Origin of the sequence: Terrabacter sp. NPDC000476, assembly GCF_040300125.1 — a bacterium.
Taxonomy (GTDB): Bacteria; Actinomycetota; Actinomycetes; order Actinomycetales; family Dermatophilaceae; genus Terrabacter.
In genome coordinates this window covers 286,406-311,593 of the sequence record NZ_JBEPDF010000002.1, presented here as the reverse complement: position 1 = coordinate 311,593, position 25,188 = coordinate 286,406, and the positions used below count along the sequence as shown (strand labels likewise).

The 25,188-nt window shown below is 74.1% G+C and carries 21 protein-coding genes; 11 read left to right on the top strand and 10 right to left on the bottom strand.

What is annotated here, in order from left to right; translation table 11 throughout:
* Positions 1-29 precede the first annotated feature (29 nt).
* Complete coding sequence (locus ABT295_RS13880; RefSeq protein WP_352394992.1) at positions 30-2,621, top strand: CHAT domain-containing protein; 2,592 nt, start codon at positions 30-32, stop codon at positions 2,619-2,621.
* Positions 2,622-2,699: 78 nt separating this feature from the next.
* Here ABT295_RS13880 and ABT295_RS13875 read toward each other — a convergent pair whose 3' ends face one another.
* The 3 genes from ABT295_RS13875 to ABT295_RS13865 all read right to left on the bottom strand — a co-directional run bounded on the left by ABT295_RS13875 (position 2,700) and on the right by ABT295_RS13865 (position 5,832).
* Positions 2,700-3,884 carry a flavin-containing monooxygenase gene (locus ABT295_RS13875; RefSeq protein ID WP_352394991.1) on the bottom strand — a complete coding sequence of 395 codons (1,185 nt, stop codon included), beginning with the start codon at positions 3,882-3,884 and terminating at the stop codon, positions 2,700-2,702.
* A 9-nt stretch (positions 3,885-3,893) separates the two neighbouring features.
* Positions 3,894-5,096: an amidohydrolase family protein gene (locus ABT295_RS13870; protein ID WP_352394990.1), complete on the bottom strand. Its 1,203-nt coding sequence runs from the start codon at positions 5,094-5,096 to the stop codon at positions 3,894-3,896.
* A gap of 88 nt (positions 5,097-5,184) precedes the next feature.
* On the bottom strand, positions 5,185-5,832 hold the full coding sequence (locus ABT295_RS13865) for a DUF2461 domain-containing protein (protein WP_352394989.1): 648 nt from the start codon (positions 5,830-5,832) through the stop codon (positions 5,185-5,187).
* A 116-nt stretch (positions 5,833-5,948) separates the two neighbouring features.
* Between ABT295_RS13865 and efeU the strand changes: the two genes are divergently transcribed.
* From efeU to efeB, 3 genes are read left to right on the top strand one after another with little or no spacing between them, the layout of a single operon-like run.
* Entirely contained in the window at positions 5,949-6,812 is an 864-nt protein-coding gene (gene efeU, locus ABT295_RS13860) for an iron uptake transporter permease EfeU (protein ID WP_352394988.1), read from the top strand.
* Between the two features lie 46 nt (positions 6,813-6,858).
* Entirely contained in the window at positions 6,859-8,022 is a 1,164-nt protein-coding gene (efeO, locus tag ABT295_RS13855) for an iron uptake system protein EfeO (protein ID WP_352394987.1), read from the top strand.
* Positions 8,019-9,314 carry an iron uptake transporter deferrochelatase/peroxidase subunit gene (gene efeB / locus ABT295_RS13850; protein WP_352394986.1) on the top strand — a complete coding sequence of 432 codons (1,296 nt, stop codon included), beginning with the start codon at positions 8,019-8,021 and terminating at the stop codon, positions 9,312-9,314. The genes efeO and efeB overlap by 4 nt, the downstream gene beginning before the upstream one ends.
* 3 nt (positions 9,315-9,317) lie before the next feature.
* On the opposite strand, the gene ABT295_RS13845 is transcribed toward efeB, so the two are convergent.
* Together ABT295_RS13845 and ABT295_RS13840 are read right to left on the bottom strand one after the other, a co-directional pair.
* Positions 9,318-10,529 (bottom strand): hypothetical protein, encoded by a 1,212-nt coding sequence (locus ABT295_RS13845; protein WP_352394985.1) that lies wholly within the window; start codon positions 10,527-10,529, stop codon positions 9,318-9,320.
* Positions 10,530-10,596: 67 nt separating this feature from the next.
* Entirely contained in the window at positions 10,597-11,715 is a 1,119-nt protein-coding gene (locus tag ABT295_RS13840; protein ID WP_352394984.1) for a diacylglycerol/lipid kinase family protein, read from the bottom strand.
* 293 nt (positions 11,716-12,008) lie between these two features.
* On the opposite strand from ABT295_RS13840, the gene ABT295_RS21170 reads away from it, so the two are divergent.
* The 3 genes from ABT295_RS21170 to ABT295_RS13825 all read left to right on the top strand — a co-directional run bounded on the left by ABT295_RS21170 (position 12,009) and on the right by ABT295_RS13825 (position 13,908).
* Complete coding sequence (locus tag ABT295_RS21170; RefSeq protein ID WP_502991154.1) at positions 12,009-12,353, top strand: hypothetical protein; 345 nt, start codon at positions 12,009-12,011, stop codon at positions 12,351-12,353.
* Positions 12,350-13,405: a Gfo/Idh/MocA family protein gene (locus tag ABT295_RS13830; protein ID WP_352394982.1), complete on the top strand. Its 1,056-nt coding sequence runs from the start codon at positions 12,350-12,352 to the stop codon at positions 13,403-13,405. Before ABT295_RS21170 ends, ABT295_RS13830 begins: the two co-directional genes overlap by 4 nt.
* Before the next feature lie 92 nt (positions 13,406-13,497).
* Complete coding sequence (locus tag ABT295_RS13825) at positions 13,498-13,908, top strand: DUF2500 domain-containing protein (RefSeq protein ID WP_352394981.1); 411 nt, start codon at positions 13,498-13,500, stop codon at positions 13,906-13,908.
* 63 nt (positions 13,909-13,971) lie between these two features.
* Here ABT295_RS13825 and zwf read toward each other — a convergent pair whose 3' ends face one another.
* Positions 13,972-15,405: a glucose-6-phosphate dehydrogenase gene (zwf, locus tag ABT295_RS13820; RefSeq protein ID WP_352394980.1), complete on the bottom strand. Its 1,434-nt coding sequence runs from the start codon at positions 15,403-15,405 to the stop codon at positions 13,972-13,974.
* Between the two features lie 98 nt (positions 15,406-15,503).
* Here zwf and ABT295_RS13815 point away from each other — a divergent pair, with 98 nt between their 5' ends.
* Positions 15,504-15,767: a GlsB/YeaQ/YmgE family stress response membrane protein gene (locus ABT295_RS13815; RefSeq protein WP_352394979.1), complete on the top strand. Its 264-nt coding sequence runs from the start codon at positions 15,504-15,506 to the stop codon at positions 15,765-15,767.
* A 76-nt stretch (positions 15,768-15,843) separates the two neighbouring features.
* Here ABT295_RS13815 and ABT295_RS13810 read toward each other — a convergent pair whose 3' ends face one another.
* From ABT295_RS13810 to ABT295_RS13800, 3 genes are all read right to left on the bottom strand, one after another.
* A complete protein-coding gene (locus tag ABT295_RS13810; protein ID WP_352394978.1) occupies positions 15,844-17,502 on the bottom strand; it encodes an ABC-F family ATP-binding cassette domain-containing protein in 1,659 nt (552 codons plus the stop codon).
* A gap of 704 nt (positions 17,503-18,206) precedes the next feature.
* Positions 18,207-18,926 carry a response regulator gene (locus ABT295_RS13805; protein ID WP_352394977.1) on the bottom strand — a complete coding sequence of 240 codons (720 nt, stop codon included), beginning with the start codon at positions 18,924-18,926 and terminating at the stop codon, positions 18,207-18,209.
* A complete protein-coding gene (locus ABT295_RS13800; RefSeq protein WP_352394976.1) occupies positions 18,923-20,197 on the bottom strand; it encodes a sensor histidine kinase in 1,275 nt (424 codons plus the stop codon). Before ABT295_RS13800 ends, ABT295_RS13805 begins: the two co-directional genes overlap by 4 nt.
* Positions 20,198-20,383: 186 nt before the next feature.
* Here ABT295_RS13800 and ABT295_RS13795 point away from each other — a divergent pair, with 186 nt between their 5' ends.
* From ABT295_RS13795 to ABT295_RS13785, 3 genes are all read left to right on the top strand, one after another.
* Positions 20,384-21,283: an ABC transporter ATP-binding protein gene (locus ABT295_RS13795; RefSeq protein WP_352394975.1), complete on the top strand. Its 900-nt coding sequence runs from the start codon at positions 20,384-20,386 to the stop codon at positions 21,281-21,283.
* Positions 21,280-22,140: an ABC-2 transporter permease gene (locus ABT295_RS13790; protein ID WP_352394974.1), complete on the top strand. Its 861-nt coding sequence runs from the start codon at positions 21,280-21,282 to the stop codon at positions 22,138-22,140. The genes ABT295_RS13795 and ABT295_RS13790 overlap by 4 nt, the downstream gene beginning before the upstream one ends.
* 262 nt (positions 22,141-22,402) lie before the next feature.
* Complete coding sequence (locus ABT295_RS13785; RefSeq protein WP_352394973.1) at positions 22,403-23,491, top strand: ScyD/ScyE family protein; 1,089 nt, start codon at positions 22,403-22,405, stop codon at positions 23,489-23,491.
* 98 nt (positions 23,492-23,589) lie between these two features.
* Here ABT295_RS13785 and ABT295_RS13780 read toward each other — a convergent pair whose 3' ends face one another.
* Positions 23,590-25,176, bottom strand: a complete 1,587-nt coding sequence (locus tag ABT295_RS13780) for a catalase (protein WP_352394972.1) — start codon at positions 25,174-25,176, stop codon at positions 23,590-23,592.
* Positions 25,177-25,188: the final 12 nt, after the last annotated feature.

Here is a 25,188-nt window from a genome sequence, read left to right as displayed (position 1 = left end):
CCCTGCGCGAGCAGGGCGCCGCAGCCAACGTGGCGGGACGCCCGGCCGAGGCGGCCCGGCAGCTCGCGGCCGCCCTCGACCAGATCGACCGCGCGGGGGGCGCCCGGCCCACGGTGGCGGCGCTCGAGCTGCGCTGCAAGACCCTCATCACGCTGGCGCTGACCGAGTTCATGCTCGAGGGCCTCGAGCCCGCCCGGCTGCGCCTGGCCGAGGCCGAGGAGGTCGTCGACGCGCTGGGTGACGACGCCCTGCGAGCGCGCCTCGACTACCAGCGGGCCAACCTGCACGGGCGGGTCGGCGACCTCGCGTCGGCGTGGGCCGGCCTCGAGGGCGCGGTGCGCCGGCTCGACGCCTTCACCGAGCAGGAGCAGTGCTCGGTCCACCTGAGCCGCGGCATGCTCGCCTTCGAGCTGCTGCGCCCGCAGGAGGCGCTCGACTCCTTCAGCGAGGCCGCGCGTCTCGCGCGCGACCTCGGTGCGCGCGAGCAGGAGTTCATGGCGCGGCACAACGAGGGGTATGCCGCCTACCTGCTCGGCGACGTGCCGCGCTCGCTCGCCGACATGGCCGATGCGGAGGAGGTCGAGGCCGACGTCTGGAAGGGCCCGGCTCGCCTCGACCGGGCGCGCGTGCTCCTCGAGGCGGGGCTCGTCAAGGAGGCGGTCGAGGCCCTCGACGCCGGCCTCGCGTCGCTGACGGGCGAGGGGCACGACCAGATCCGGGCCGAGTTCGACCTCGAGCTCGCCAGGGCCAACCGGCTGCTCGGGCGCCTTGACCTCGCAGCGGCTGCGGCAGCGGCGGCGCGGCAGGCCTACGCGCGCCTCGGGGCGACGGCCTGGGAGGCCAAGGCGGTGCTCGTCGGGCTGCTCGTCGACCTCGACCGGGAGCGCCGGGCGAGCCGGGACCCCGAGGCGGTGGCCCCGTCGGCGCTCACGGCCGCGTCGACGGCCGCGTCGACGGCCGCGTCGACGGCTGCGGCGACGGCCGACGCGCTCGTCGACACGGCCACCGAGCTCGGCGACCCGGAGCTCGCCGACGCGGCGCGGGTCGTCGCCGCGCAGGCCCTGCTGCTCGCCGGCGACGCGGCCGCCGCCAACACCCGCCTGCTCAGCCTGGAACGGGTCTCCACCGGATCGCTCTCCGACGAGCTCGACGCGGCCGCGGTCACGGCGATGACGCTCGTGGCGACCGGTGAGGCGGCACCCGCCCGGCGCATCCTCGCGCGCGCGTCGCGCCGGCTCGCCGCCGGCCAGGAGGGCAGCGCGAGCCTCGACCTGCGCACGGCCCGGGCGGTGCACGGCGCCCGCCTCGCCGAGCTCGACCTCGAGCTCGCCGTGCCACGCGGGAGCGCGGCGGTGCTCGAGGCGCTCGAGCGCTGGCGCAGCGCCACCGACCGGCTGCCCTCGCTCGGGCGGCCCGACGACGAGCGCCTCGCCCGGCTCACCGAGGCGTTGCGGGCGGTGCGCGCCCAGGCGCGCGGCGAGGCCGACCCGGCCCAGCTGCGCGAGCTCGACGAGCACGCCGCACGCCTCGAGCGCCAGATCCGCGACCGCGACTGGGCGCTCAGCCGCAGCGGCGCGGCCTCGCGGGCCGTGCCCGTGCGCGTGCGCGAGGCGCGCGACCAGCTGCTCCGGCTCGACCGCGACCTCGTCTGGTTCTTCCGCCACCGCGGACGCATCGGCGCCGTCGGGGTGGTCGGTGGCCGGGCGCACCTGCGTGACCTCATGCCCGCCGACCGGGCGGCCGAGCTCGCGCACCGCGTGCGGGCCGACCTGCGCGCGGCCGCCACGCACCACCTCGGCCCGCTGGCCGGCGCCGTGTGGTCGTCGTTGCGCAGCAGCGCGACCGAGCTCGACGACTCGCTGCTCCGGCCGTGGCGCACCGACCGGGGGCTCGTGCTCGTCGCCTCGCCGGAGCTGACGGCCCTGCCGTGGGCGCTGCTGCCGTCGATGGGCGGACGCCCCTTCACGAGCGCCCTGTCGCTCACGTCGTTCGCCCGCCGGGCGGCGGGGCGCGACGTCGCGGCGGACGCGCCGGCGGACGCGCCGGCGGACGCGCCGGCGGACGTGCCGGTGGACGTGCCGGTGGACGTGCACGTCAGCGTGGGTCCGTCGGTGCCGCGCGCCGCCGCGGAGGGGCGCGCCATCGTGCGCACGTGGGGGGCGACGGCGCGGCTCGCCGAGCCCTCCCGCCGGGGCGAGCTCGTGGCGGCCCTGGCGCGGCCCGGCATCGTCCACGTCGCCGCGCACGGCACCCACCAGCCCGAGTCGCCCCTCTTCTCCTCGCTCCAGCTGCACGACGGCCCGGTCTTCGCCCACGAGCTGCAGCCGACCGGTGTGCGCGCCGACCACGTCGTGCTGTCGGCGTGCGACGTCGGCCTCGCGTCGGCCCGGCCCGGCCACGAGTCGCTCGGCCTCGCCCTCTCGCTGCTCTCGCTCGGCGCGCGCTCGGTGGTCGCGGCCGTCGCGCCGGTGCCCGACGACGTCGCCGCGGCCGCGATGACGCGCCACCACGCGCTGCTCGCGACCGGCGTGCCGAGCGACGAGGCGCTCGCGCGGGCGGTCGCGGAGACGGAGGGTGTCGCGGCCGCCTTCCTCGGCCTCGGGGGCCAGCACCGGCCCTGAGCCCGACCCCGGCCCGACGCCCCGTCTGCCCGCGGACGTCAGGACAGGTCAGCGGACGTCAGCGGACGTCAGGAGTGGTCACGGGGTGGCGGCGCGGAGCCGGCGCATCTCCCCGCGCTTGCGCAGGGCCATCGCGAGGGCGATCCGGCGGGCGTCGATCGAGATCTCACGGAGCATGCCGGAGATGGGGTTGGTGTAGCCGACGTACCAGAGGCCCCGGGCCCCACGCGCCGTGCGGCCGCCGCTCTCGACGGGCCGGCCGCGCTCGTCGAGCACGCCCAGGTGCCCGACGAGCGGCTCGAGACCCTGGCCCCAGCCGGTGGCGAGCACGACGAGGTCGGGGGTGATCCGTGACCCGTCGGCCAGCACGACGGCGTCGCCATCGAACGCGCGCAGTGCCGCGACGGGCTCGACCGCACCGCGGCGGATCGCGTCGACGATCCCGACGTCCTGCACGGGGATCGCGTTGTCCCGCTCGACCCGGGTGAGCAGGCCGGTGTCGGGCCGCGGCAGGCCCTGGGCCGAGAGGTCGGGCACCTGGAGCCGTTCCACGACCGCGGCCGCGCGGTCGACGAAGGCGGCGGGCAGCCGCCGCACGGCGATCCCGGTGTACTGCGCGGCATACGGCCCGGTGTTGCGGCGCAGGATGTGCGGCACGGTGCGCACCGCGAGGCGCACCCGACCCGCGCCGTGCTCGACGAGGTCGACCGCGAGCTCGGTGCCGGTGTTGCCGGTGCCGACGACGAGCACGTCGCGGCCGGCGTGTGCGGCGCCGTTGCGGTAGTGCCGGGCGAGCACGACCTCGCCGGCGTAGTCCGCCAGCCCGGGCACGTCGGGCTCGCGCGGGGTGTGGTTGAAGCCCGTGGCCACGACGGCGTAGGGCGCCGTGAGGCTCGTGCCGTCCTCGAGGGTCAGCGTCCACGACCGCCCGTCGGGCGTCGGGTCGACCCGGCTGACGCCGGTGCGCAGCCGGACGTCGAGGGCGTGGTGGTCGGCGTAGAGCTCGAGGTAGCGCACGACGTCGTCGCGGGCCACCCACCGGCCCATCTCGCGTGGGATCGCGAGGCCCGGCAGGCCCGACAGCTCGCGGGGCGTGTGCAGGTGCAGCCGGTCGTAGTGCGCCCGCCACGAGCTGCCGACGCCGTCATTGCGCTCGAGCACGACGGCGTGCAGGCCGCGCCGCTGCAGGGCGGCCGCCGTCGCGAGCCCGGCGGGGCCGGCCCCGATGATGTGGGCGTCGACAGGTCGGTTCGCTCGGGTCACGCGGCGAATCTAGTCCGCCGGCGTCCGGGTCGGCGGTCCTTCGAGCACGTCGACCCCGTGGTGGAGCACCCGCACCGGGCGCAGCAGCGCCTCGACGTCCTCGTCGACCCGGCCCCGCACGACGAGGACGTCGGCGGGGGAGCCCGCTCGCAGCCGGCCCGCGCGGTCGGCGATCCCCAGGGCGTCGGAGGCCAGCCCGGTCACCATGGCGAGGGCTCGTCCGGTGGGCAGGCCGAGCTCCGCGACGAGCTGGGTGACCCCCTGCACGAGCACGTCGTGCGGCTTCGGTGGTCCGATGCCGGCGTCGGTGGAGAGGAAGCACCGGGCGCCGCTCGCGAGCAGGCCCCGCACGTGGTCGAGGATGGCCGGCATCCGGGCGGCGATGGCCGGCGGCAGCGGGCCGGGCGCCGCGCCGCCGGTCAGCGACAGCGGCGTGCCGGAGCGGACGAGGCGCTCCACGAGCTCCGGGTCCCGCGCGATGCCCTCGGCCGACATGAAGGTCGCGTGCTCGATGGTGTCGACGCCCGCCTCCAGCGCCGCGGCGATCCCGCCGGTGCCGTGCGCGTGGGCGGCGACGGGCAGCCCGAGCTCGTGCGCCGTGCGCACCAGTGACCGCACCGCCCCGGCGTCGAGCTGCGACTCGTGCGGCAGCGACCCGGGCGTCACGTTGCCCCCGGTCACCATCACCTTGACGACGTCGGCGCCCGCCGCGGCGAGCCGGGTCACTGCGGCCCGCAGCTCGGTCTCGTCGGCGCACTCGCCGCCGAGGAACCAGCAGTGCCCACCGGGAGTCGTCAGGGCCGGCCCGGCGGCGAGGACGTCGGGACCGGCCGCCGGGTCTCGCGCCAGCTCGTCGCGCAGGGCGAGGGTCACGAGGTCACGGCCCCCGAGGTCGCGCACCGTCGTGATGCCGGCGGCGAGCGCCCGCCGCGCGTTCGCGTGGCCCCGCGCGAGCAGGGCGTCGTCGTCCGCGGCCTCGTGCCAGGCCAGGGGCGCGGGCGAGCAGTCCCACGTCAGGTGCTGGTGACCGTCGACGAGCCCGGGCAGGATCGTCGCGTCGCCGAGGTCGTCGACCCGGACGTCGCCCGGGTGCTTCCGGCGCGGCCCGACCTCGACGATCCGCCGGCCGTCGACGACGACGTCGGTGCCGCCACCGCGGTCCGGGACGAACCGGTCGCCGTCGAACACCCGTCGGGCCCGCAGCACGTGCACGGCCTGCTCCCTTCGCCACTCCTCGCTCCGATGGTCCCGCCGCGAGCCGCGTCGCGCGGGCGTTTCCGCCCGACCGGGCCGGTGCTGCTCAGTCGGCGCCGACGTGCTCGCTGACCCACTCGTGGAGCGGGCGCACGGTGCGCCACGTGTCGCGCACCCGGTCCAGCGCCTCGGTCGTGGCGAGCCAGTCCGGCGCGCCGTGGTCGCGCACGACCATGAGCTCCTTGTGGCGCAACGTCTCGATGCGCGGGTGGTCGGCGGTGTACCCCCGCGGTGTCGTGCGGACCCGCTCGCCGAGCTGCTCGAAGCCCTCGGCATCGAGGGCCGTGAGGACGCGTTCGAGCGTCGTGCCGCTCGCCGGCGCGTCGACGGCGGCGCGGAATCGCTGCGTCGTCGCGGGGCTCGCGGCCCGGAACCCGCCCCCGGCCCGCAGCCCGTCGGCGCTGACCTGCACGTAGTAGCCGAGCACCGTCCCCGTCCCGACGAGCGCGCCCTGGTGGGTCTTGTACGGCGACTTGTCGGCGCTGAAGCGCACGTCGCGGTTGGGTCGGAAGAGCTTCGCCGGCCCGAACTCGTCCTCGAGCGCGTCGAGCAGGGCGAGCATCGGCTCGCGGACGTCACGGTCGTAGGCCGCCTTGTGGGCGAGCCACCAGTCACGCGAGTTGTGCTCCTCGAGCTCGGCGTAGAAGGACAGGGCGCCGGGCGGGAAACCGGCGAAGGGGTTCGGCGGGCTCATGTGGTGACTCTGACACCGGCACCGGGTTGTTAGGCAAGCCTTGCCTGTGCTTTCCTGAATTCCGTCACGTCGCTGTGGCGTAATTGCTGGGAACATCCTGAGAGAGAGGGCACGCCGTGCTCGCGAGCAACGCGCTCATCGGACTCCGTGAGGGGCTCGAGGCCGCCCTGGTGGTCGTCATCCTCGTCGCCTTCCTCGTCAAGTCCGACCGCCGCTGGGCGCTGCGCCACGTGTGGACCGGTGTCGCCGTCGCCGTGGCCCTCTCCGTCGCGCTCGGCGCGCTGCTCACCTACGGCACGAAGCAGCTGACCTTCGAGGCCCAGGAGCTCATCGGCGGCAGCGCCTCGATCCTCGCCGTCGGCTTCGTCACGGTCATGGTCTTCTGGATGAAGACCGCCTCGCGCACCATCTCGGGCGAGCTCAAGGGCAAGCTCGACCGCGCCCTCGACCTCGGCCCGTTCGCGATCGCCCTCGTCGCGTTCCTCGGCGTCGGCCGGGAGGGCCTCGAGACCGCGATCTTCTTCTACGCGACGACCGAGGCCGCCGGCGCGGGCAACAACCAGCCGCTCATCGGCTGGGTCGTCGGGCTCGCCGGCGCCGTCGTGCTCGGGTGGCTCATCTACCGCGGCGCCGTGCGGATCAACCTCGCGGTGTTCTTCCGCTGGACCGGCATCCTGCTCGTGGTCGTCGCGGCCGGCATCCTCGCCTACGGCATCCACGACCTGCAGGAGGCGCGCTTCCTGCCCGGCCTCACGACCCTGGCCTTCGACGTCAGCGCCACCGTCGACCCGGGCAGCTGGTACGCCACCCTGCTCAAGGGCATCTTCAACTTCACGCCCGCAACGACGCTGCTCCAGGCGGTCGCGTGGGCGCTCTACGTCGCCGTCGTGCTGACCCTCTTCCTGCGCCCGGCCCGCCCCACCCCGACGAGGCCCGCCGCCGCGCCCCCGGCCGGCTCGCGCCCGACCGTCGCCGCCTGACGCGCGGCACCCCTTCTCGCACCGAAGCACCTCAGGAGACCTCGCCATGCCCCGCCCTGCCCTGCCCCGCACCGTCCTGCCGCTCGCCCTGACGCTCGTCGCCGGCCTCGGGCTCGGCGCCTGCACCGACAAGCCCGCCGCCACCGCGGGCTCCACCGCCGCCGGCAGCGCCGGCGGCCCGATCACCGTCGAGGCCACCGACACCGCCTGCACGCTGAGCGCCACGACGGCCAAGGCCGGCACCGTCACCTTCCAGGTGAACAACACCGGCACCAAGGTCAACGAGTTCTACCTCTACGCCGAGGGTGACCGCATCGTCTCCGAGGTCGAGAACATCACCCCGGGCCTGACGCGCGAGCTCAAGGTCGAGATCACCGAGCCCGGCACGCTGACGACCGCGTGCAAGCCGGGGATGGTCGGCGACGGCATCCGGGCGCCGTTCACCGTGACCGGCACTGCCGCCAAGGGCAGCACCGACGCCAAGGTCGCCAAGGCCATCGCGGACTACAGGGCGTTCGTCGCCTCCGAGGCCGACGAGCTCGTCGAGGACACCGAGGGCTTCGTCGCCGCGGTCAAGGCCGGCGACGTCGCCAGGGCGAAGTCGCTCTACGCGAAGGCGCGCCACCCGTGGGAGGCCATCGAGCCCGTCGCCGAGAGCTTCGGCGACCTCGACCCCAAGATCGACGGCCGTGAGGACGTCATCGCCGACGGCATGGAGTTCACCGGCTACCACCGCCTCGAGAAGGACCTCTGGAAGGACGGCCTCCAGAAGGACTCCGGCGCCATCGCCGACCGCCTCCTCGCCGACGTCACCGAGATCGCCGCGAAGAGCAAGACGGTCGAGCCGACCGCCCTGTCCATCGCGAACGGGGCCAAGGCCCTGCTCGACGAGGTCGCGACCGGCAAGATCACCGGCGAGGAGGAGCGCTACTCGCACACCGACCTCTGGGACTTCGACGGCAACCTCGAGGGCTCGCGCCAGGCGCTCGCCGCGCTGCGCCCGGTCGTCGCCGAGCGCGACCCCGCGCTGCAGAAGGCCCTCGACGCCCGCTTCACCGAGCTCTCGAGCCTGCTGGCGAAGCACCGGGACGGCGCCGACTACGTCAGCTACACGGCCCTCACCGACGCCGACATCAAGGCGCTGACGGTCTCCCTCGACGCGCTCTCGGAGCAGGTGTCGAAGGTGCCCGGAGTCGTGGAGGCCACGTGACCGAGGGGAGCCTGAGCCGGCGCCGGCTGCTCGGCGCATCGGGCACGGCTGCCGTCGCCGGCGTCGTGGCCGGTGCCGGAACGGTGTATGCCGTGTCGCGCGGTGACGACGCCGGCGCGGCAGGCGGCGCGTCGACCGGCGCGTCGACCGTGCCCGCGCTCGACGCGTCCGTCCCGTTCCGCGGCGAGCACCAGGCCGGCATCGTCACGCCCGCGCAGGACCGCCTGCACTTCGTCGCGCTCGACGTGGTGACGAAGGATCGCGAGCAGCTGCGGGCGCTCCTCGAGGAGTGGACGCGAGCGGCCGAGCGGATGACCGCCGGCGCGGAGGCGGCACCCGGCGGCCTCGTCGGCGGCGGCCCCAACCGCGCGCCCGAGGACACGGGTGAGGCCTACGGGCTGCCGGCATCCGGCCTCACCGTCACCATCGGCTACGGCCCCTCGCTCTTCGACGACCGGTTCGGCCTCGCGTCGAAGCGGCCGGCCGCCCTGCGCGAGCTCCCCGCCTTCACCGGCGACCAGCTCGACCCGCGCCGCACCGGCGGCGACCTCTGCATCCAGGCGTGCGCGAACGACCCGCAGGTCGCGGTGCACGCGGTGCGCAACCTCGTGCGGCTCGGCTTCGGTGTCGTGGCCGTGCGGTGGTCGCAGCTCGGCTTCGGCCGCACGTCGTCGACCTCGACCGCGCAGGCCACCCCGCGGAACATGTTCGGCTTCAAGGACGGAACCAACAACCTCAAGGCCGAGGAGCCCGAGGGCCTCGCGCAGCACGTGTGGGTGGCGCCCGACGACGAGACCGGTGGCGGCGCGTGGATGGCCGGCGGCTCCTACCTCGTCGCCCGCCGCATCCGCATGCACGTCGAGGTGTGGGACCGGACGAGCCTGCAGGAGCAGGAGGACGTCATCGGTCGCGACAAGAAGGAGGGCGCGCCGCTCGGCGCCACCCGGGAGTTCGACACCCCCGACTTCGCGCGGAAGGGGCCGGACGGCGCGCCCGCGATCCCGGTGACCGCCCACGTGCGCCTCGCCCATGAGAGCCACCTCGGCGGCATCCGCCTGCTGCGCCGGGGCTACAACTTCACCGACGGCTCCGACGGCGTCGGGCACCTCGACGCCGGCCTCTTCTTCCTCGCCTACATGCGCGACCCCGGGCGGCAGTTCGTGCCGATGCAGCGCGCGCTCGCCAAGGCAGACGGGCTGAACGAGTACATCGAGCACAACGGCTCGGCCGTCTTCGCCTGCCCGCCCGGCCTGGCCGACGGGGAGCACTGGGGGCAGGCGCTGTTCGCCTGACCCTCAGCCGGTACCGATGCGCCCGGCGATGATGCTCGTGACGACGACCGACGTGATGGTCACGGTCGCGAAGCCGGCGATGATCATCTTCGGCAGGATCGCGTGCTCGATGGCCGCGACCTCCTCGGGCGTCTCGCCGGCGGCCTTGGCGGCCTCCTGCGACAGGATCATCGTGCCGGGGAAGCCGAAGAGCGACGTGAGCCCGATGGAGACCGACATCGGCACGCTGTAGCCGAGCAGCCGGCCCACGAGCGCCGAGGCCCCGGCGATGCCGGCCACCCCGAAGACGAAGGCGAGCAGCAGCGGCAGGGCGAGGGCGCCGACGTCCGCCGGCTGCACGGTGGCGAGCGGGCCGAAGACGAGGATCATGATCGCGAGCATCATGAGGCCGAACGCGTCGATGCCCGAGAGCATCGCCGGCTTGAAGATGCCGGCCGTGCGCAGCCCGATGCCGAAGAGCAGGGCCACGACGAAGGTGTTGAGGATGCCGTCGGTGAGGTGGTTGACGCCGAGGCTGGCGAGCACGACGAGGCCGACGACGAAGAGGGTGCCGGGCGTCGTGCGCAGGGCGGCGGGCAGCCTCGAGGTCTCCGCCGCCGCCGCCGACTCCTCCACCTCCACCGGCGCGAGGTTGCCCGCGCGGAACTCACCCCGGAGGCGGGTCGCCTCGCGCCGCAGCAGGATCGAGGTGAGCGGGAAGCCGACGAGGCCCTGCAGCGCGGCGATGAGCACGGGGAAGACGGCGATGCTCGTCAGGCCCACGCCGAGGGCCGCCTCCTGGACGATGAGGACCGAGATGGTGCCGCCGCTCAGGGCGCCGGTGCCGGCGACGACGAAGTCGAGGGCCTGCGCGTAGCCGTCCTCGGCCGCGCCGCTGATCCGGTCGCCGAAGAGCAGCCCGGCGACGAGGAGCATGACCCCGATGCCCACGACGGTGGCGACGCCGATGACGAACGTCTTCCACTGCGCCTTGAACTCGTCGAGGCTGATCATCGTGCCGAGGTGGACGATGATGAAGCCCACGACGACCCCTGCCAGCCCCAGCAGCGACGAGCTCGCGAGGAGGTCCTCGGGGAAGACGTCGGTGAGGAAGCCGACGAGGAAGATGATCGAGGCGACGAAGAGCGACGAGAGCAGCGACTTCGTCCTCTTCGCCACGAGGTCGCTGACCGTCCACACGAGCATGACGATGACGAACGCCAGAACCGGGTTCATGCCGCCCAGCCTCGCGCAGCCCCCCGGGCGGCGCGTCATCCCCACAGGGTGACTCGGCAGGCTCCGGTCAGGTGAGGCTGACCCGCACCGTCAGGGTGCCCGGGCGCACGCGCGCGCTCACCTCGGTGGCCTCGCCGATGACGTTGCCGTCGATCTGCACCGGCACCGGGCGGTCGGTGCGCACGCGGACCTCCTTGCACACCTTGTGGTCGAGCGTCGGGTGGCCCTTGCGCTGCCGCGTCGCGACGCGCGTCGCGACCGGCACCCAGCCGACGACGCCGCGCGGCGAGGCGATGACGGCGTCGAGCTGCCCGTCGTCGACGCGGGCGTTCGGCATGAGCACGAGCCCGCCGAGCAGGCGTCCGCAGTTGCCGATGACGACCATCCGGGCTCGGCGACGGAACTCGAGGTCGTCGTCGACCTTGACGCCGATGCGGAACTCGGGCGACACGAGGTGCTTGAGGCCCGAGACCATGTACGCCGGCCAGCCGACCTTGGCCTTGAGGTTCTCGTTCGTGCCCGCCATGATCTGCGCGTCCATCCCGATGCCGCTCATGACGAGGAAGTGGTGCGTCTCGGGCACGTCGCCCGCGTCGCCCGCGCCGTCGGCCGCGTCACCGGTCGGGACCGCGCCGACGACGAGCTCGCCGACGTCGATGCGCCGGTTGCGACCCGTCAGCGCGACCGCGACGGCCGACTCGAGCGCGACCGGCAGGTCGAGGTTGCGGGCCAGCAGGTTGCCGGTGCCGGCGGGGAGGATGCCGAGCGGGGTCTCCGTGCCGACGAGGGCGCTCGCGACGTTGCGCACCGTGCCGTCGCCGCCGAGGGTGCAGACGACGTCGACGCCGTCCCGCACCGCCTGCGCGGCCTGGCCCTGGCCCGGGTCCTCGACCGTCGTCTCGTAGAAGAGCGGCTCGCCCCACCCGTTCGCGACGCACGTCCCCGAGATGCGGGCGCGCACCGCGGGCAGGTCGGCGAACTTCGTCGGGTTGATGACGACGCCGGCGCGCTTGACCGGCACCGGGGTCTCGTCGTCGCCGTTGCGGAAGTGCGCGCGCGGTGGGCGCGGGCGGCGGCGCAGCGTCGCCGCCGACTCCGGCGCGACGCGGGTCAGGACCACCCCTCCGACGACCAGCGCCAGCACGACGAGGCCGGCGATGATCCACGGCAGGTAGTCCTTGAGCACGAAGACATACGGTATCGCCCGCCTGCGCCCTCCCCGAACCCGCGCCGTCGGGCCGGCGCCGCCGCCCTGCGCCACCGCCCTACGCTGGGCGCATGACCGAGCCCACCGACCCCGGGCCCTCGACCCCCGACGCCGCCGACTGGACGTGGGTGCTGCGGCGGCCCTGCCCCGACTGCGGCTTCGACGCCGACGCGCTCGCGGTGGAGCAGGTGCCGGCGTTCCTGCGCGACGCCGGCCGCAGGTATGCCGTCCGGCTCGACCGCGACGACGCGCGCACCCGCCCCGCCCCCGGCGTGTGGTCGCCGCTCGAGTACGCGTGCCACGTGCGCGACGTCTGCGACGTCATGCGGGGCCGGCTCGGGCAGGTGCTCGCCGGCGGCGGCGACACCGTGCACTTCGCCGACTGGGACCAGGACGCGACGGCGCTCGAGCGGCAGTACTGGCGGGCCGACCCCGAGGTCGTGGCGCGCGAGGTCGTCGCGGCGTGCGACGCGGCGGCGGCGGCATACGGCCTGCCGGAGGGTACGCAGTGGGCGTGGCCCGCCCGGCGCAGCAACGGCTCGGCGTTCACGGCCCGCACGCTCGCCCTCTACTTCGCCCACGACATCCGCCACCACCTCCGGGACGTGACCGCATGACCCTGCCCATCGACGTGCCGCTCCGGCTGCCCGACGCCCGCACCCCCGACCCGCACGACGCGCCGCCGATCCGCTGGGGCGTGCTCGCGCCCGGTGGCATCGCGCGCACCTTCGCCGACGCGGTCGCCGTCGGCACCGCGTCGTCGGTCGTCGCGGTCGGGTCGCGCAGCCGCGAGCGGGCCCAGGACTTCGCCGACGAGTTCGCGATCCCGCGCGCCCACGGGTCCTACGAGGAGCTCGTCGCCGACGACGAGGTCGACGCCGTCTACGTCGCCTCGCCGCACTCCGAGCACCGCGACCACGCCCTCCTCGCGATCGGCGCCGGCAAGCCGGTGCTCGTCGAGAAGGCCTTCACCCGCAACGCCGCCGAGGCGCGCGAGGTGCTCGACGCCGCTTCGGCAAAGGGCGTGCTCGTCGTCGAGGCGATGTGGAGCCGGTTCCTGCCGCACTACGACGTCGTGCGCCACGTCGTCGAGACCGGCCTCGTCGGCGAGCTCGTCGCCGTCTTCGCCGACCACGGGCAGCGCCTCTTCCCCGACGGCCCGGCCCGGCTCTCGCAGCCCGAGCTCGCCGGCGGCGCGCTGCTCGACCTCGGCGTCTATCCCGTGTCGTTCGCCGACCTCGTGCTCGGTGCGCCGACGTCGGTCTCGGCCACGGGCACGCTCACCGACCTCGGCGTCGACGCGACGTCGACCGTCACGGTCACGGGTGCCGGGGGTGCGCACGGCGTGCTGTCGTGCACGATGTCGGGCGTCACGCCCTGCACCGCCGTCGTCGCCGGCACCGAGGCGCGCCTCGAGCTGTCCGGCTCCTTCTACGGCGCCGGCTCGACGATCCGGCTCGTCGACCGCTCGAACGCGGTCGTCGACGAGCGGGTGGGCGGGCTGCCGGAGGACGTGCGGGGCTTCTCCTACGAGGCCGCCGAGTTCGCCCGCTGCCTCGTCGCCGGCGAGACGGAGTCGCCGCTCGTGCCGCACGCCACCACGGTGCGCGTCATGGAGACCATGGACGCCGTCCGTCGCCAGGTGGGGGTCGTCTACCCCGGCGAGTGACGGCCGCCGAGGCCGTGCGGCGATGCAACCGATCGGGCGGGTCGGGCAGTCATACTGCTGCCACCACCCACCACTGAGACCCAGGGGCCCGCATGATCAGTGACGAGTTCGGATCCTTCGACCAGCTGGCATCGGGTCCGCCGACGATCTTCCTCGTCTTCTTCGGGCTCATCGCGACGACCGTCGTGGCGATCTTCGCCTTCACGATCGTCAAGGGCGTGGCGCAGTGGCGCTCGAACCAGTCGGCGCCGCTGCGCAGCACCGAGGCGCTCGTCGTGTCGCGGCGCACCGACGTGACCCGACGCAGCCACGAGGGCGCGTCGACCTCGTCGAGCACGTCGTACTTCGTCACCTTCGAGGAGCCGTCGGGCGAGCGGCGCGAGCTGCGGGTCTCCGGCCCGGACTACGGCCTGTTCGCCGAGGGCGACCGCGGGCACCTCATGCACCAGGGCACCCGCTACAAGGGCTTCACCCGCCAGGAGGCGGTCAGCGACGGCCGTTGAGCGGGCGGGTGCGGGCCCGCCCGCCCGCGCCGGACGGCATACGGCCCCGGCCCGGTGGGCTTTTCAGGCGCCGCTCGCGTTGGGGTCGCGCCACCGACGCTCGAAGGGCAGCCGCCACGTGAAGGGCGCGACGAGCTGGTGGATCTGGTTCGGGCCCCACGTGCCCGGGTCGTAGGGGCGCACGATCGGCGGGTTGTCGAGCAGCGGCTGGCTGATCTCCCAGAGGCGCTCGATGCCCTCGGCCGACGTGAAGAGGGTGCGGTCACCGCGCGCGGCGTCGTAGATGAGCCGCTCGTAGGCCTCGAGCACGGCGCCCGCCCAGTGCGTCTCCTGCATGGAGAACTGCATCGAGAGCTTGTCGAGCTTCATGCCGGGGCCGGGGCGCTTGCCGTAGAACGACAACGACATCCGGGCCTTGTCGGCGAGGTCGAAGGTGAGGTGGTCCGGCCCGTTGTCGCCGACACCCGAGCCGGCGGGGAACATCGAGCGTGGCGGCTCCTTGAAGGCGATCGAGATGATGCGGGCGCCCTCGGCGAGGCGCTTGCCGGTGCGCAGGTAGAAGGGGACCCCGGCCCAGCGCCAGTTGTCGACGTAGCACTTGAGCGCGACGAAGGTCTCGGTCTGGCTCTCCGGCGTGACGCCCGGCACGTCGCGGTAGCCGACGTACTGGCCGCGCACGACGTCGTGCGGCTCGATCGGCGACATCGAGCGGAAGACCTTGTTCTTCTCCTCGCTGATCGCGTGCGGTTCGAGGGCCGTCGGCGGCTCCATCGCGGTGAAGGCGAGCACCTGGAAGAGGTGCGTCACGACCATGTCGCGGTAGGCGCCGGTGCTCTCGTAGAAGTCGGCGCGCTGGGCGAGCCCGAGCGTCTCCGGCACGTCGATCTGGACGTGGTCGATGTGGTTGCGGTGCCAGATCGGCTCGAAGAGACCGTTCGCGAAGCGGAACGCGAGGATGTTCTGCGCGGCCTCCTTGCCGAGGAAGTGGTCGATGCGGAAGATCTGCTCCTCGTCGAAGACCTCGTGCAGCTCGGCGTTGAGCGCGCGGGCGCTCGCGAGGTCGGTGCCGAAGGGCTTCTCCATGATGATGCGGCTGCGCTCGACGAGCCCGGCCTCGGCGAGCTGGTGCACGACGGCGAGGGCGGCCTTGGGCGGCACCGAGAGGTAGTGCAGACGCCACGCGTCCGGGCCGAGGATCGCCTCGGACTCGTCGACCGCGGCCCGGATGCCCTGCGGCCCAAGGCTGCCCGGCACCCAGTGGATGCGGTCGGCGAACTCGCGCAGGTCGTCGTCGGTGACGTCGTGGCTCGAGTGCTCACGGATCGAGGCGAAGACGAGCTCGATGAACTCGTCGCGGCTCAGCTCGTCGAGCGAGGTCGCGACGACCCGCAGCCCCTCGAGCAGCTGCGACTCGTGCAGGTGCAGCATCCCGGGCAGCAGCTTGCGCTTGGCGAGGTCTCCGGTGGCGCCGAAGAGGACGACGGTGGTGGCGGGCATGGGTCCAGCGTGGCGCAGATCGGGCGTCCGCGGGAGGTGCGCCACCCCGCTCCTGCGATTGGGCGGCGCCGGCGAGCCGCGAGCCCTACGCTCGGAGCATGCTCATTCTCGGCATGATCCTCTTCGGCATGCTCGTCGGCGCGGCCGCCCAGCTCATCCTGGGCCGTGAGGGCAGGAGCATCGACTGGACGATGGCGATCGTCGCCGGCCTCGTCGGCTCGTTCGTCGGTGGCCTCCTCTCGAGCCTCCTCGCGGGCGACGGCATCGCGCTGCGCCCCAGCGGCATCATCGGCTCGATCGTCGGCGCCGTCATCGTGACGGGTGTGTGGCGCTGGAGCCGCACCCGCAGCGTCACCCGCTGACAGGGCCCAGACGTCGGGCTGGGGTCCCCTGGACGCGATCACCGGCGCGATGGTGCCCGCGGCGACTCGCCCCGTGTCAGAGGGCCTGGACCCGCACGCGTCCGCGAGCGACCGTCCACCGGTGGGTGAGGCGTATGCCGTCGAGCAGGCTCTCGTCGTGGCTGACGACGAGCACGGTGCCACCGAAGGCCGCCACGGCCGCCTCGAGCTGCTCGATGGCGTCGACGTCGAGGTGGTTCGTCGGCTCGTCGAGCACGAGGAGGTTGACCTCACGGCCCTGGAAGAGCGCCATGAGCGCACGCGTGCGCTCGCCCATCGACAGGCTCCTCGCGGGGCGAGCCACGTGGTCGGAGCCGAGCCCGAACTTCGCGAGCAGCGTGCGCACGTCGGCGACCGGCCACTCCCTCGCGGTCTTCGGGTGGGGTCCGAGCTCGCGGCGCACGACGTCGAGCACCGTCGCGTCGTCGTCGAGCAGGTGCCGGCGCTGGTCGATGACGCCGACCTCCACGCGCGTGCCGAGAGCCTGCCGGCCGGACTGGAGCGGCAGGTCGCCGAGCAGCGCCGCGAGCAGGGTGGTCTTGCCCGAGCCGTTGTCGCCGACGAGGGCGATCCGGTCGCCCCGGCCGACGGCGAGGCTCACCGGGCCGAGCCGGAAGCCCTGCCGCTCGACGACCGCCTCGGAGAGGGTCGCGACGAGGTCGGCCGACGGGCGCCCCTCGGTGATGGCGTAGCGCAGCTGCCACTCCTTAAGGGGCTGCTCCACGGCGTCGAGCCGCTCGGCCGCACGTTCGAGCCGGCCGCCCTTGGCCGCCTGGCGGTCGGCACGCGCCTTGTGCTTCTCGCGGATGTGCTTGTCGGGCTCCTTCCCGGCGGCGACGTTGCGCCGGCCCCGGTCTGCCCAGTCGTGGCGCTGGCGTGACTGCGCCAGCAGCGAGTCGCGCTCGGCGGCATACCCCTCGTACGCCTCCCAGGCGTGCGCGCGGGCGAGGCGGCGCTGCTCGACGAAGGCGCTCCAGCCGCCGGTGTAGTGGCCGATGCGCTGCTGCTTCACGTCGAGCTCGACGACGCTCGTGGCGACCGCGTCGAGGAAGGCGCGGTCGTGGCTCGCGATGAGGATCGGGCCCTCGTGCGCCGTGACGAAGTCGGCGACGAGGGTGAGGCCGCGGGCGTCGAGGTCGTTGGTGGGCTCGTCGAGCAGGAGCACGTCGTACTGGCTGAGCAGCACCGCGACGAGGCAGGCGCGAGCGGCCTGCCCGCCCGAGAGCGTCCCGAGCGGCCGGTCCGGCGAGACGGTGAGCCCGACGCGCGCCGCCACCTCGGGCAGGCGCTCGTCGAGGTCGGCCGCGCCGAGGGCCAGCCACCGCTCGAGGGCCGCGGCGTAGCGGTCCTCGCTGCCGTCGGCACCGGCTGCGATCGCGGCCGACGCCGCTTCGAGCTCGGTGTCGGCCGCGGCGACGCCCGTGCGGCGACGGGCATACGTCAGCAACGTCTCCGCGGGGTCGGGCACGACCTGCGGCAGCCAGCCGATCGTGGCGTCGCCAGGCGCGAGGCGGATCGTCCCGGCGTCGACGGGCAGCTCGCCGGCGACGGTGCGCATGAGCGTCGACTTGCCGGAGCCGTTCGGGCCGACGACGGCCACGACGTCACCGTCGGCGAGGGTTAGGTCGAGGCCGGAGAAGAGGGTGCGTGCGCCGAAGGCGACGTCGACACCGGAGAGGGTGAGGGTCGTGGACATGGGAGTTCCTGGGTGCTCGGCAGGGCCCCGGCACTGGCACCGGACGGTCGTCGACGGGGGCAGTGCGCGGGCGGGCTCGGGGCGTCAGGAGATCCACACGGGAGCGACCGTATGCGCACGCAGCCACACCCGTCCACCGACTTTCCCGGCGGGCGGGCGACGGGCGGCGGCTGGGACTGCGCCGGGGCACGATTGTGGCCGGCATACGGGCTGGTGGGCGGCTGGAAGTGCGCCAGGGCGCACGTGTGGCGGGGGTTCGGGTCGCCGAGCGGCTGGAACTGCGCCAGGGCGCGGTTGCGGCCGGCGGCTGGAAGTGCGCCGGGGCGCGGTTGTGGCCGGCATACGGGCTGGTGGGCGGCTGGAAGTGCGCCGGGGCGCACGTGTGGCGGGGGTTCGGGTCGCCGAGCGGCTGGAACTGCGCCCGGGCGCGGTTGCGTCCGGCATACGGGCGGGTGGGCGGCCGGAACTGCGCCGGTGCGCGGTTGTGGCCGGCATACGGGCTGGTGGGCGGCTGGAAGTGCGCCGGGGCGCACGTGTGGCGGGGGTTTGGGTCGGCGGGCGGCTGGGAGTGCGCCGGGGCGCGGTTGCGGCCGGCATACGGGCGGGTGGGCGGCGGGAAGTGCGCCGGGGCGCGGTTGTGGCCGGCATACGGGCGGGTGGGCGGCGGGAAGTGCGCCGGGGCGCGGTTGTGGCGGGCGGGCGGGTCAGGTGAGGCCGGCGTCGTGGACGGTGATGGCGATCTGGACGCGGTTGTCGGCGCCGAGCTTGTCGAGCACGCGGGAGACGTGCGCCTTGACCGTCGGCACGGAGAGGTGCAGCTCGCGGGAGATGTCGGCGTTGGACAGGCCGCGGCCGATCGCGAGGGCGACCTCGTGCTCGCGCTCGGTGAGGGCCGCGAGCCGGGTCGAGGCGTCACCGCGCCGCACGTCGGCACCGTCGCCCGGCCCCGACCCGCCCGCCGGCCCGGCCACGTGCGCGATGAGCGTGGCCGTGACGCTCGGGGAGAGGATCGGCTCACCGGCGGCGACGAGCCGCACCGCCTCGACGAGGCGTCGGGGCTCGGTGTCCTTGAGCAGGAAGCCGTGCGCCCCGGCGCGGAGGGCCTGCACGACCATGTCGTCCGCGTCGAACGTCGTCAGCACGATGACCCGCAGCTCGCGGCCGCGGGCGGCGCGCACCGCCCGGGCGGCCGGGGTCATGAGGGCGCGGGTCGTCTCGAGCCCGTCGCGCCGCGGCATGCGGATGTCCATGAGCACGACGTCGGGCTCGTGGGCGTCGACGACGCGCTCGCCCTCGAGGCCGTCCGCCGCCTCCGCGACGACCTCCAGGTCGGGGGCGCCGCCGAGGATCATCCGCAGCCCCGCCCGCACCAGCGCGTCGTCGTCGACGAGCACGACGCGCGTGCGCCCCTGGTCCCCGCTCATCCGGACCACGGTAGCCGGGCCCTGACGACGAAGTCGCCCGCCCGGTCGGGGCCGTAGGTCAGCTCCCCGCCCGCGAGCACGGCCCGCTCGGTGAGGCCGAGCAGCCCGAGCCCCGCACCCGTGGCGACGAGCCCGGCCCGTCGGTCCGCCCCGCCGGTCGCCCCGACGTCGTCGACCGTGCTCGACGCCCGGCCGGCCGGCACGGGGTTGCGCACGACGACGCGCACGGCGTGGTCGGTCGAGCCCTGCTCCGGAGCGGTCGTCACGACCACCCGCACGAGGGCGCCCGGCGCGTGCTTGCGGGCGTTCGTCAGGCACTCCTGCACGATCCGGTATGCGTTGCGCGAGACCTGGTCGGGCACCCCGTCGAGCGCCCCGGAGCGTTCGAGCAGCACCCGCTCGCCCGCCGTCGTCGCATCGGCGACGAGGCCGTCGAGGTCGCACAGCGTCGGCTGGGGCGGCTGCGGGAGCGACGACGAGCCGTTCGTGCCAGTCGGGTCGCCCGGCACGTCGCGGAGCACGCCGAGCACCGCCCGCAGCTCGGTGAGCGCCCGGTTGGCGCTGTCGCGGACGATCTCCGCGGTCGCGGCGACCTCGGCCGGGGTGAGGTCGGTGCGGTAGGTGAGCGCCCCGGAATGCATGGCCACCAACGAGATCCGGTGGGCGAGCACGTCGTGCATCTCGCGCGCGATGCGGGCCCGCTCGGCGAGCTGCGCCTGCACGACACGCATCGCCTGCTCGCGCTCGGCGGTCAGCGCGCGCTCGTGCAGCGACGCGACGAAGGCCCGGCGCTCGCCGACGGCCCAGCCGATGGCGACGCTGACGGCGTAGCTGAGCGCGCCGATGACGACGTTGGTCAGGGTCACCGCCTCGGGCTCGGTCGGGTAGACGACGGCGTGCACCCAGCCGGCCGCCATCCAGAACGGCGCGACGAGCGCGAGCTCGCGCCACCGGCGCCGGGTGGCGAGCGAGACGAGCGCCACGACCGACGCGCCGATCCCGACCGACGAGCAGCCCGAGACGACCGTCGTCACGAGGGCGACGAGCAGCGGCCACCGGCGGCGCCACAGCAGCAGCACCGTCAGCGCGATGCCGACCGCGAGGTCGACGAGCAGCCAGTCCTTGCCGAACCGGGGGTCGATGCCGAGGTCGTCGAGCTGCACCTGCACGGAGGCCCAGATCGCGAGGCCGAAGAGGAGCGCGACGCCGAGCCGCCACGTCTCGCCCCAGACGTGGCCGGACCGGGTGCGGGCGATGCGGGGCAGGGGCACCGGCACAGCGTAGGTGCGCCGGAGGGGCGAGGGCATCCGACCAAGGTCGCGGACCGGGCGCCGGGGGAGGGGCGACCCTGAGCGTGCACCCTGACTCCGGTCAGGGTCGTCTACGACCAAGGTAGGGGTCCGAATCAGGCTTGTGACGGATGTGCGGGGGTGGGCCGGGCCGACAGGCTGGGGCCCATGATCACAGTGGAACGACTCACCAGGCGTTACGGCCCGTTCACGGCCCTCGACGACGTCTCGTTCGAGGTGAAGCCCGGGCTCGTCACCGGCTTCCTCGGGCCGAACGGGGCCGGCAAGACGACGGCGATGCGCATCATGGCGGGTCTCACCCCCGCCACCTCGGGACGCGCGACGGTGCTCGGCAAGCCGTATGCCGCCCTGCCGAACCCGGGCCGCCACGTCGGCCTCCTCCTCGACGCCTCCGCGCAGCACGCCGGCCGCACCGGCCGCGAGGTGCTGACGCTGGGCGCCATCCTCATGGGCGTCGGCAAGCCCCGCGTCGACGAGATGCTCGAGCTCGTCGGCCTCACCGAAAAGGAGGCGAACCGGCGGGTGCGCAACTACTCGCTCGGCATGCGCCAGCGGCTCGGCATCGCGCACGCGCTCCTCGGCGACCCCGAGGTGCTCATCCTCGACGAGCCGGCCAACGGCCTCGACCCGGCGGGCATCCGCTGGATGCGCGACCTGCTCCGCGGCTACGCCGACGAGGGCGGCACGGTGCTGCTCAGCTCGCACCTACTCAACGAGATTGAGCGCGTCGCGGACGAGATCATCGTCATCGGCCACGGCAGGATCGTGGCGCAGGGCACGAAGGACGAGCTCCTCGCCGGCGCCGGCACGTTCACCCGGTCGACCGACGACGAGGCGCTCATGGGCGCCCTCGCCGAGCAGTCGATCGTCGCCGAGCGCACCCCGACCGGCGGCCTGCAGGTCGACGCCGAGCCGATCGTCGTCGGTCGCGTCGCCCTGGCGGCGCAGGTCGTCCTGACCGAGCTGCGCGGCGCCGACAGCCGGGGTCTCGAGGAGATGTTCCTCGACCTCACGGCCGACGCCGCCCGAGAGGGGGTGGCGGCATGAGCACCGCACCCACGACCACGACGGCCGGCGCCGCGCGCCCGGCCCCCGTCTCGAAGTCCGCCGAGTCGGCGCTGCCCGCCACCGCGAAGGTACCGAGCCGCATCCGGGGCGAGCGCCCCACGGGCAGGGTGCCCTTCGGGCGCCTCGTGCACGTCGAGCTGCGCAAGATGCTCGACACCCGAGCCGGCCGCTGGCTGCTCATCGGCATCGCCGTGATCATCGCGGTCGCACTGACGATCATGTTCTTCGACAACGGTGGCGACCACCCGTACGGGCTCTACCTCCAGGCGACGACGATGCCGATGGCGCTCATCCTCCCGGTCGTCGGCATCCTCGCCGTCACCTCGGAGTGGAGCCAGCGCACCGCCCTCGTCACCTTCGGCCTCGAGCCCCGCCGCCCGCGCGTGGCGTGGTCGAAGACCGTGGCCGCCCTGCTCATCGGCGTGGCGGCGTTCGCCCTGTCGCTCGTGCTCGCCGGCATCGCGCACCAGTCGGCCATCACCTTCCGTGGCATCCCCGCCGACTGGTCGGTGGAGGGTCTCGTCCTGCTCGGGGCGGGCGCCTACGTGCTGCTCGGGATGGCCCAGGGCCTCGCCTTCGGCATGCTGCTGAAGAACACCCCGGCCGCCATCGTGCTCTTCTTCGTGCTGCCGACCGCGTGGTCGATCCTCGGCGCGATGGTGTCGTGGCTGCAGGACGCCGCCGTCTGGCTCGACCTCAACCAGACGATGAACCCCCTCTTCGAGGGCTCGCTCACGGGCGAGCAGTGGGCCCACCTGGGCACGTCGGTCGCGGCGTGGGTCGTCGCGCCGCTCGCCGTCGGCATCTGGCGCCTCACGCGCGCCGAGGTCAAGTAGCGCCTGGACCACCGGACGAGCGGCCCCTCCACGTGGTGACCCCACGGGGAGGGGCCGCTGCACGTCATCCCGGCGCGTCATTCCGGCGCGTCATTCCGGCGCGACCGGCCGCCGAGCGCGAATCGGGACACTCCGGCCAGTTGCCGGGAACCGGTGACCCTGCGGCGACGCCGGTCCTACCGTGGCTGGGTCGGGGGATGACCGAACAGGGAAGTCCATGATCACGAGAACAGTGCTCCGTCGCCTTGCCGGAGTCGGTGTCGTGGCAGTGGCCGCAGGCTCCGCGGGAGTCTCCTCCGTCGCTGCCCATGAGCGCCCGACGCCGACCCACGCACCGGAGGTCGTCGCCTCCGGTCTCAACGCGCCTCGCCAGCTGGCCTTCAGCCCGGGCGGCGCGCTCTACGTCGCCGAGGCCGGCACCACGGGAACCTCGGGGTGCCAGCCGAGTCCCCTCGACCCCGCCGTGCAGGCCTGCGTCGGGCTGACCGGCTCGGTCGCCCGCATCGGCCACGCGGGCCGGGTCACCCGGGTCGTCACCGGCCTGCCGTCCGCCGGCACCCCCTCGGAGCCGCTCGGCCCCGCCGACCTCGTCTTCACCGGCACGCACCGCTTCGCCCTGACGATCGGGCTCGGGGGTGACCCGGCGTACCGGACCGGCTTCGGCCCCCAGGGATCCCGTCTCGGCACGCTCGTCCAGGTCGACCTGAGGTCGGGCCACCACCGCGCCCCGCGGGTGACGAAGCTCGCCGACCTCACCGGCTACGAGGCGCGGGTCAACCCCGACGGCACCGACGTCGACAGCAACCCGGTCGGGCTGGCCCGCTCACGTGGCGGGTTCGTCTACGCCGACGCGGGCGCGAACGCCGTCAACTCGACCCGGCACGGCGGTTCGACCGTCGCGGTGCTCGCCCCGGTGCCGACGACGCAGCCGTCGCCCGTCGGCCCTCCCGGGTTCCCCGCGGACGCCGTGCCCACCGACGTCGTCAAGGGCCCGGACGGCGCCTGGTACGTCTCCCAGCTCGTCGGCTTCCCGTTCGAGAAGGGCGCCTCGACGATCTGGCGCGTCGTGCCGGGGCACGCGCCGACGGCATACGCCACCGGACTGACGAACGTCACGTCGCTCGCCTTCGACCACCACGGGCGGCTCTACGCGGTCGAGATCGCCGCGGACGGGCTGCTGTCCGGCCCGATCGGCGCCCTTGTGCGGGTGCGGCCGGGGTCGACCGCGCCGGAGGTCGTCGCCGGCGGCCTGTTCGCGCCGTACGGGCTCGCGCTGCGCGGCCACCACGCGTACGTGACGACCCACAGCACCGAGCCCGGTGCGGGGCAGGTCGTCAAGATCGACCTCTGAGGCCGCGGCCTCGGGTCGGACGTCGCCGACGCGGGTCGGGTGGCCACTTCCGGGGGGAATGGCCACCCGACCCGCGGGTGTCGGCTCACGCGCGGGCGTCAGCTCGACGCGTGGGTCTTGCTCTCGACGACCGGGTCCTCGACGACCTTGGCGTCGTCGGCGTCGCCACCGGGGTTCGGGGCCCCGAGACCGGCCCGCACGAGCTCCTCGATCTGCTTGCCCGTGTCGGGGTCGACGTTCTTCCAGTAGTCGAAGGCCCGCTCGAGCACGGGCGACTTCACGCCGCCGAGGAGGTGGCCGGCGACGGTCTCGACGAACGCCTCGCGCTGCGCGTCGTCCCACACGTCGCGCACGAGCTGCCCGGCCTGGCCGAAGTCGTCGTCGTCCTCGCGCAGCGTGTAGGCCTGGCGCACCATGGCGCCGTCGGTCTCCCAACCCTCCTCGACCTCGCCGACCTCGTCGGCGTAGCCTCGGCCCTCGCTGTTCGGCGCGTAGACCGGGGCGTCGCCCCGGTGGTCGTACGCCATCGGCCCGTCCTGCGTGTACGTGTTGAGGTCCTCGACGCGCGGGCGGTTGACCGGCAGCTGGAGGTAGTTCGGGCCGATGCGGTAGCGGTGCGTGTCGCTGTAGGCGAAGACCCGGCCGAGCAGCATCTTGTCCGGCGAGAAGCCGATGCCCGGGACCGTGGCGGACGGCTCGAAGGCCGCCTGCTCGATCTGGGCGAAGAAGTTGTCGGGGTTGCGGTTCAGCGTCATCGTGCCGACCTCGATGAGCGGGTAGTCGCTGTGCGGCCACACCTTCGTCAGGTCGAACGGGTTGAGGTGGTAGGTCTTCGCGTCCTCGTAGGGCATCGCCTGGATCGAGAGGGTCCAGCTCGGGAAGTCGCCCGCGTCGATGGCCTCGTAGAGGTCGCGGCGGTGGTGGTCGGCGTCCTGGCCCGCGATGCGCTCGGCCTCCACGCCGGTCAGGCCCTCGACGCCCTGGTTGCTGTGGAAGTGGTACTTGACCCAGTGCTTCTCGCCGGCCTCGTTGATCCAGAGGAAGGTGTGGCTGCCGTAGCCGTTCATGTGGCGGAACGTCTTCGGGATGCCGCGGTCGCCCATGAGGTAGGTGACCTGGTGGGCCGACTCCGGGTTGAGGCTCCAGAAGTCCCACTGCATGTGGTTGTCGCGTAGGCCGGAGCCGCCGCGACGCTTCTGGCTGCGGATGAAGTGCGGGAACTTCATCGTGTCGCGGATGAAGAACACGGGCGTGTTGTTGCCGACGAGGTCGTAGTTGCCCTCGGTCGTGTAGAACTTCAGCGCGAAGCCGCGGGGGTCGCGCCACGTGTCGGGGCTGCCCTGCTCGCCGGCCACGGTCGAGAAGCGCGCGAGCATCTCGGTCGTGACGCCCGGCTGGAAGAGCGCCGCCTTCGTGTACGCCGTCACGTCCTTCGTGGTCTCGAAGGTGCCGAAGGCGCCCGAGCCCTTCGCGTGCACGTTGCGCTCCGGGATGCGCTCGCGGTTGAAGTGCGCCATCTGGTTGAGGAAGTGGTGGTCGTGCAGCAGGATCGGGCCGTCGGGGCCGACGGTCAGCGAGTTGCGGTCACTGGGTGCCGGCGCCCCGTTGTCGGTGTGCGACCCGAGCTGCGCCTCCGCACTCGGGGCGGTCTCGATCGACTCGCGGGACTGGGTGCGCTCGGTCATGTCTGCTCCTTC

Coding starts and splice junctions, on each gene's coding strand:
- efeO (WP_352394987.1), top strand. CDS start 6,859: ATGCCCCGCCCTGCCCTGCCCCGCACCGTCCTGCCGCTCGCCCTGACG.
- ABT295_RS13825 (WP_352394981.1), top strand. CDS start 13,498: ATGATCAGTGACGAGTTCGGATCCTTCGACCAGCTGGCATCGGGTCCG.
- ABT295_RS13795 (WP_352394975.1), top strand. CDS start 20,384: ATGATCACAGTGGAACGACTCACCAGGCGTTACGGCCCGTTCACGGCC.
- ABT295_RS13815 (WP_352394979.1), top strand. CDS start 15,504: ATGCTCATTCTCGGCATGATCCTCTTCGGCATGCTCGTCGGCGCGGCC.
- ABT295_RS13810 (WP_352394978.1), bottom strand. CDS start 17,502: ATGTCCACGACCCTCACCCTCTCCGGTGTCGACGTCGCCTTCGGCGCA.
- ABT295_RS13790 (WP_352394974.1), top strand. CDS start 21,280: ATGAGCACCGCACCCACGACCACGACGGCCGGCGCCGCGCGCCCGGCC.
- zwf (WP_352394980.1), bottom strand. CDS start 15,405: ATGCCCGCCACCACCGTCGTCCTCTTCGGCGCCACCGGAGACCTCGCC.
- ABT295_RS13805 (WP_352394977.1), bottom strand. CDS start 18,926: ATGAGCGGGGACCAGGGGCGCACGCGCGTCGTGCTCGTCGACGACGAC.
- ABT295_RS13845 (WP_352394985.1), bottom strand. CDS start 10,529: ATGAACCCGGTTCTGGCGTTCGTCATCGTCATGCTCGTGTGGACGGTC.
- ABT295_RS13865 (WP_352394989.1), bottom strand. CDS start 5,832: ATGAGCCCGCCGAACCCCTTCGCCGGTTTCCCGCCCGGCGCCCTGTCC.
- ABT295_RS13830 (WP_352394982.1), top strand. CDS start 12,350: ATGACCCTGCCCATCGACGTGCCGCTCCGGCTGCCCGACGCCCGCACC.
- ABT295_RS13780 (WP_352394972.1), bottom strand. CDS start 25,176: ATGACCGAGCGCACCCAGTCCCGCGAGTCGATCGAGACCGCCCCGAGT.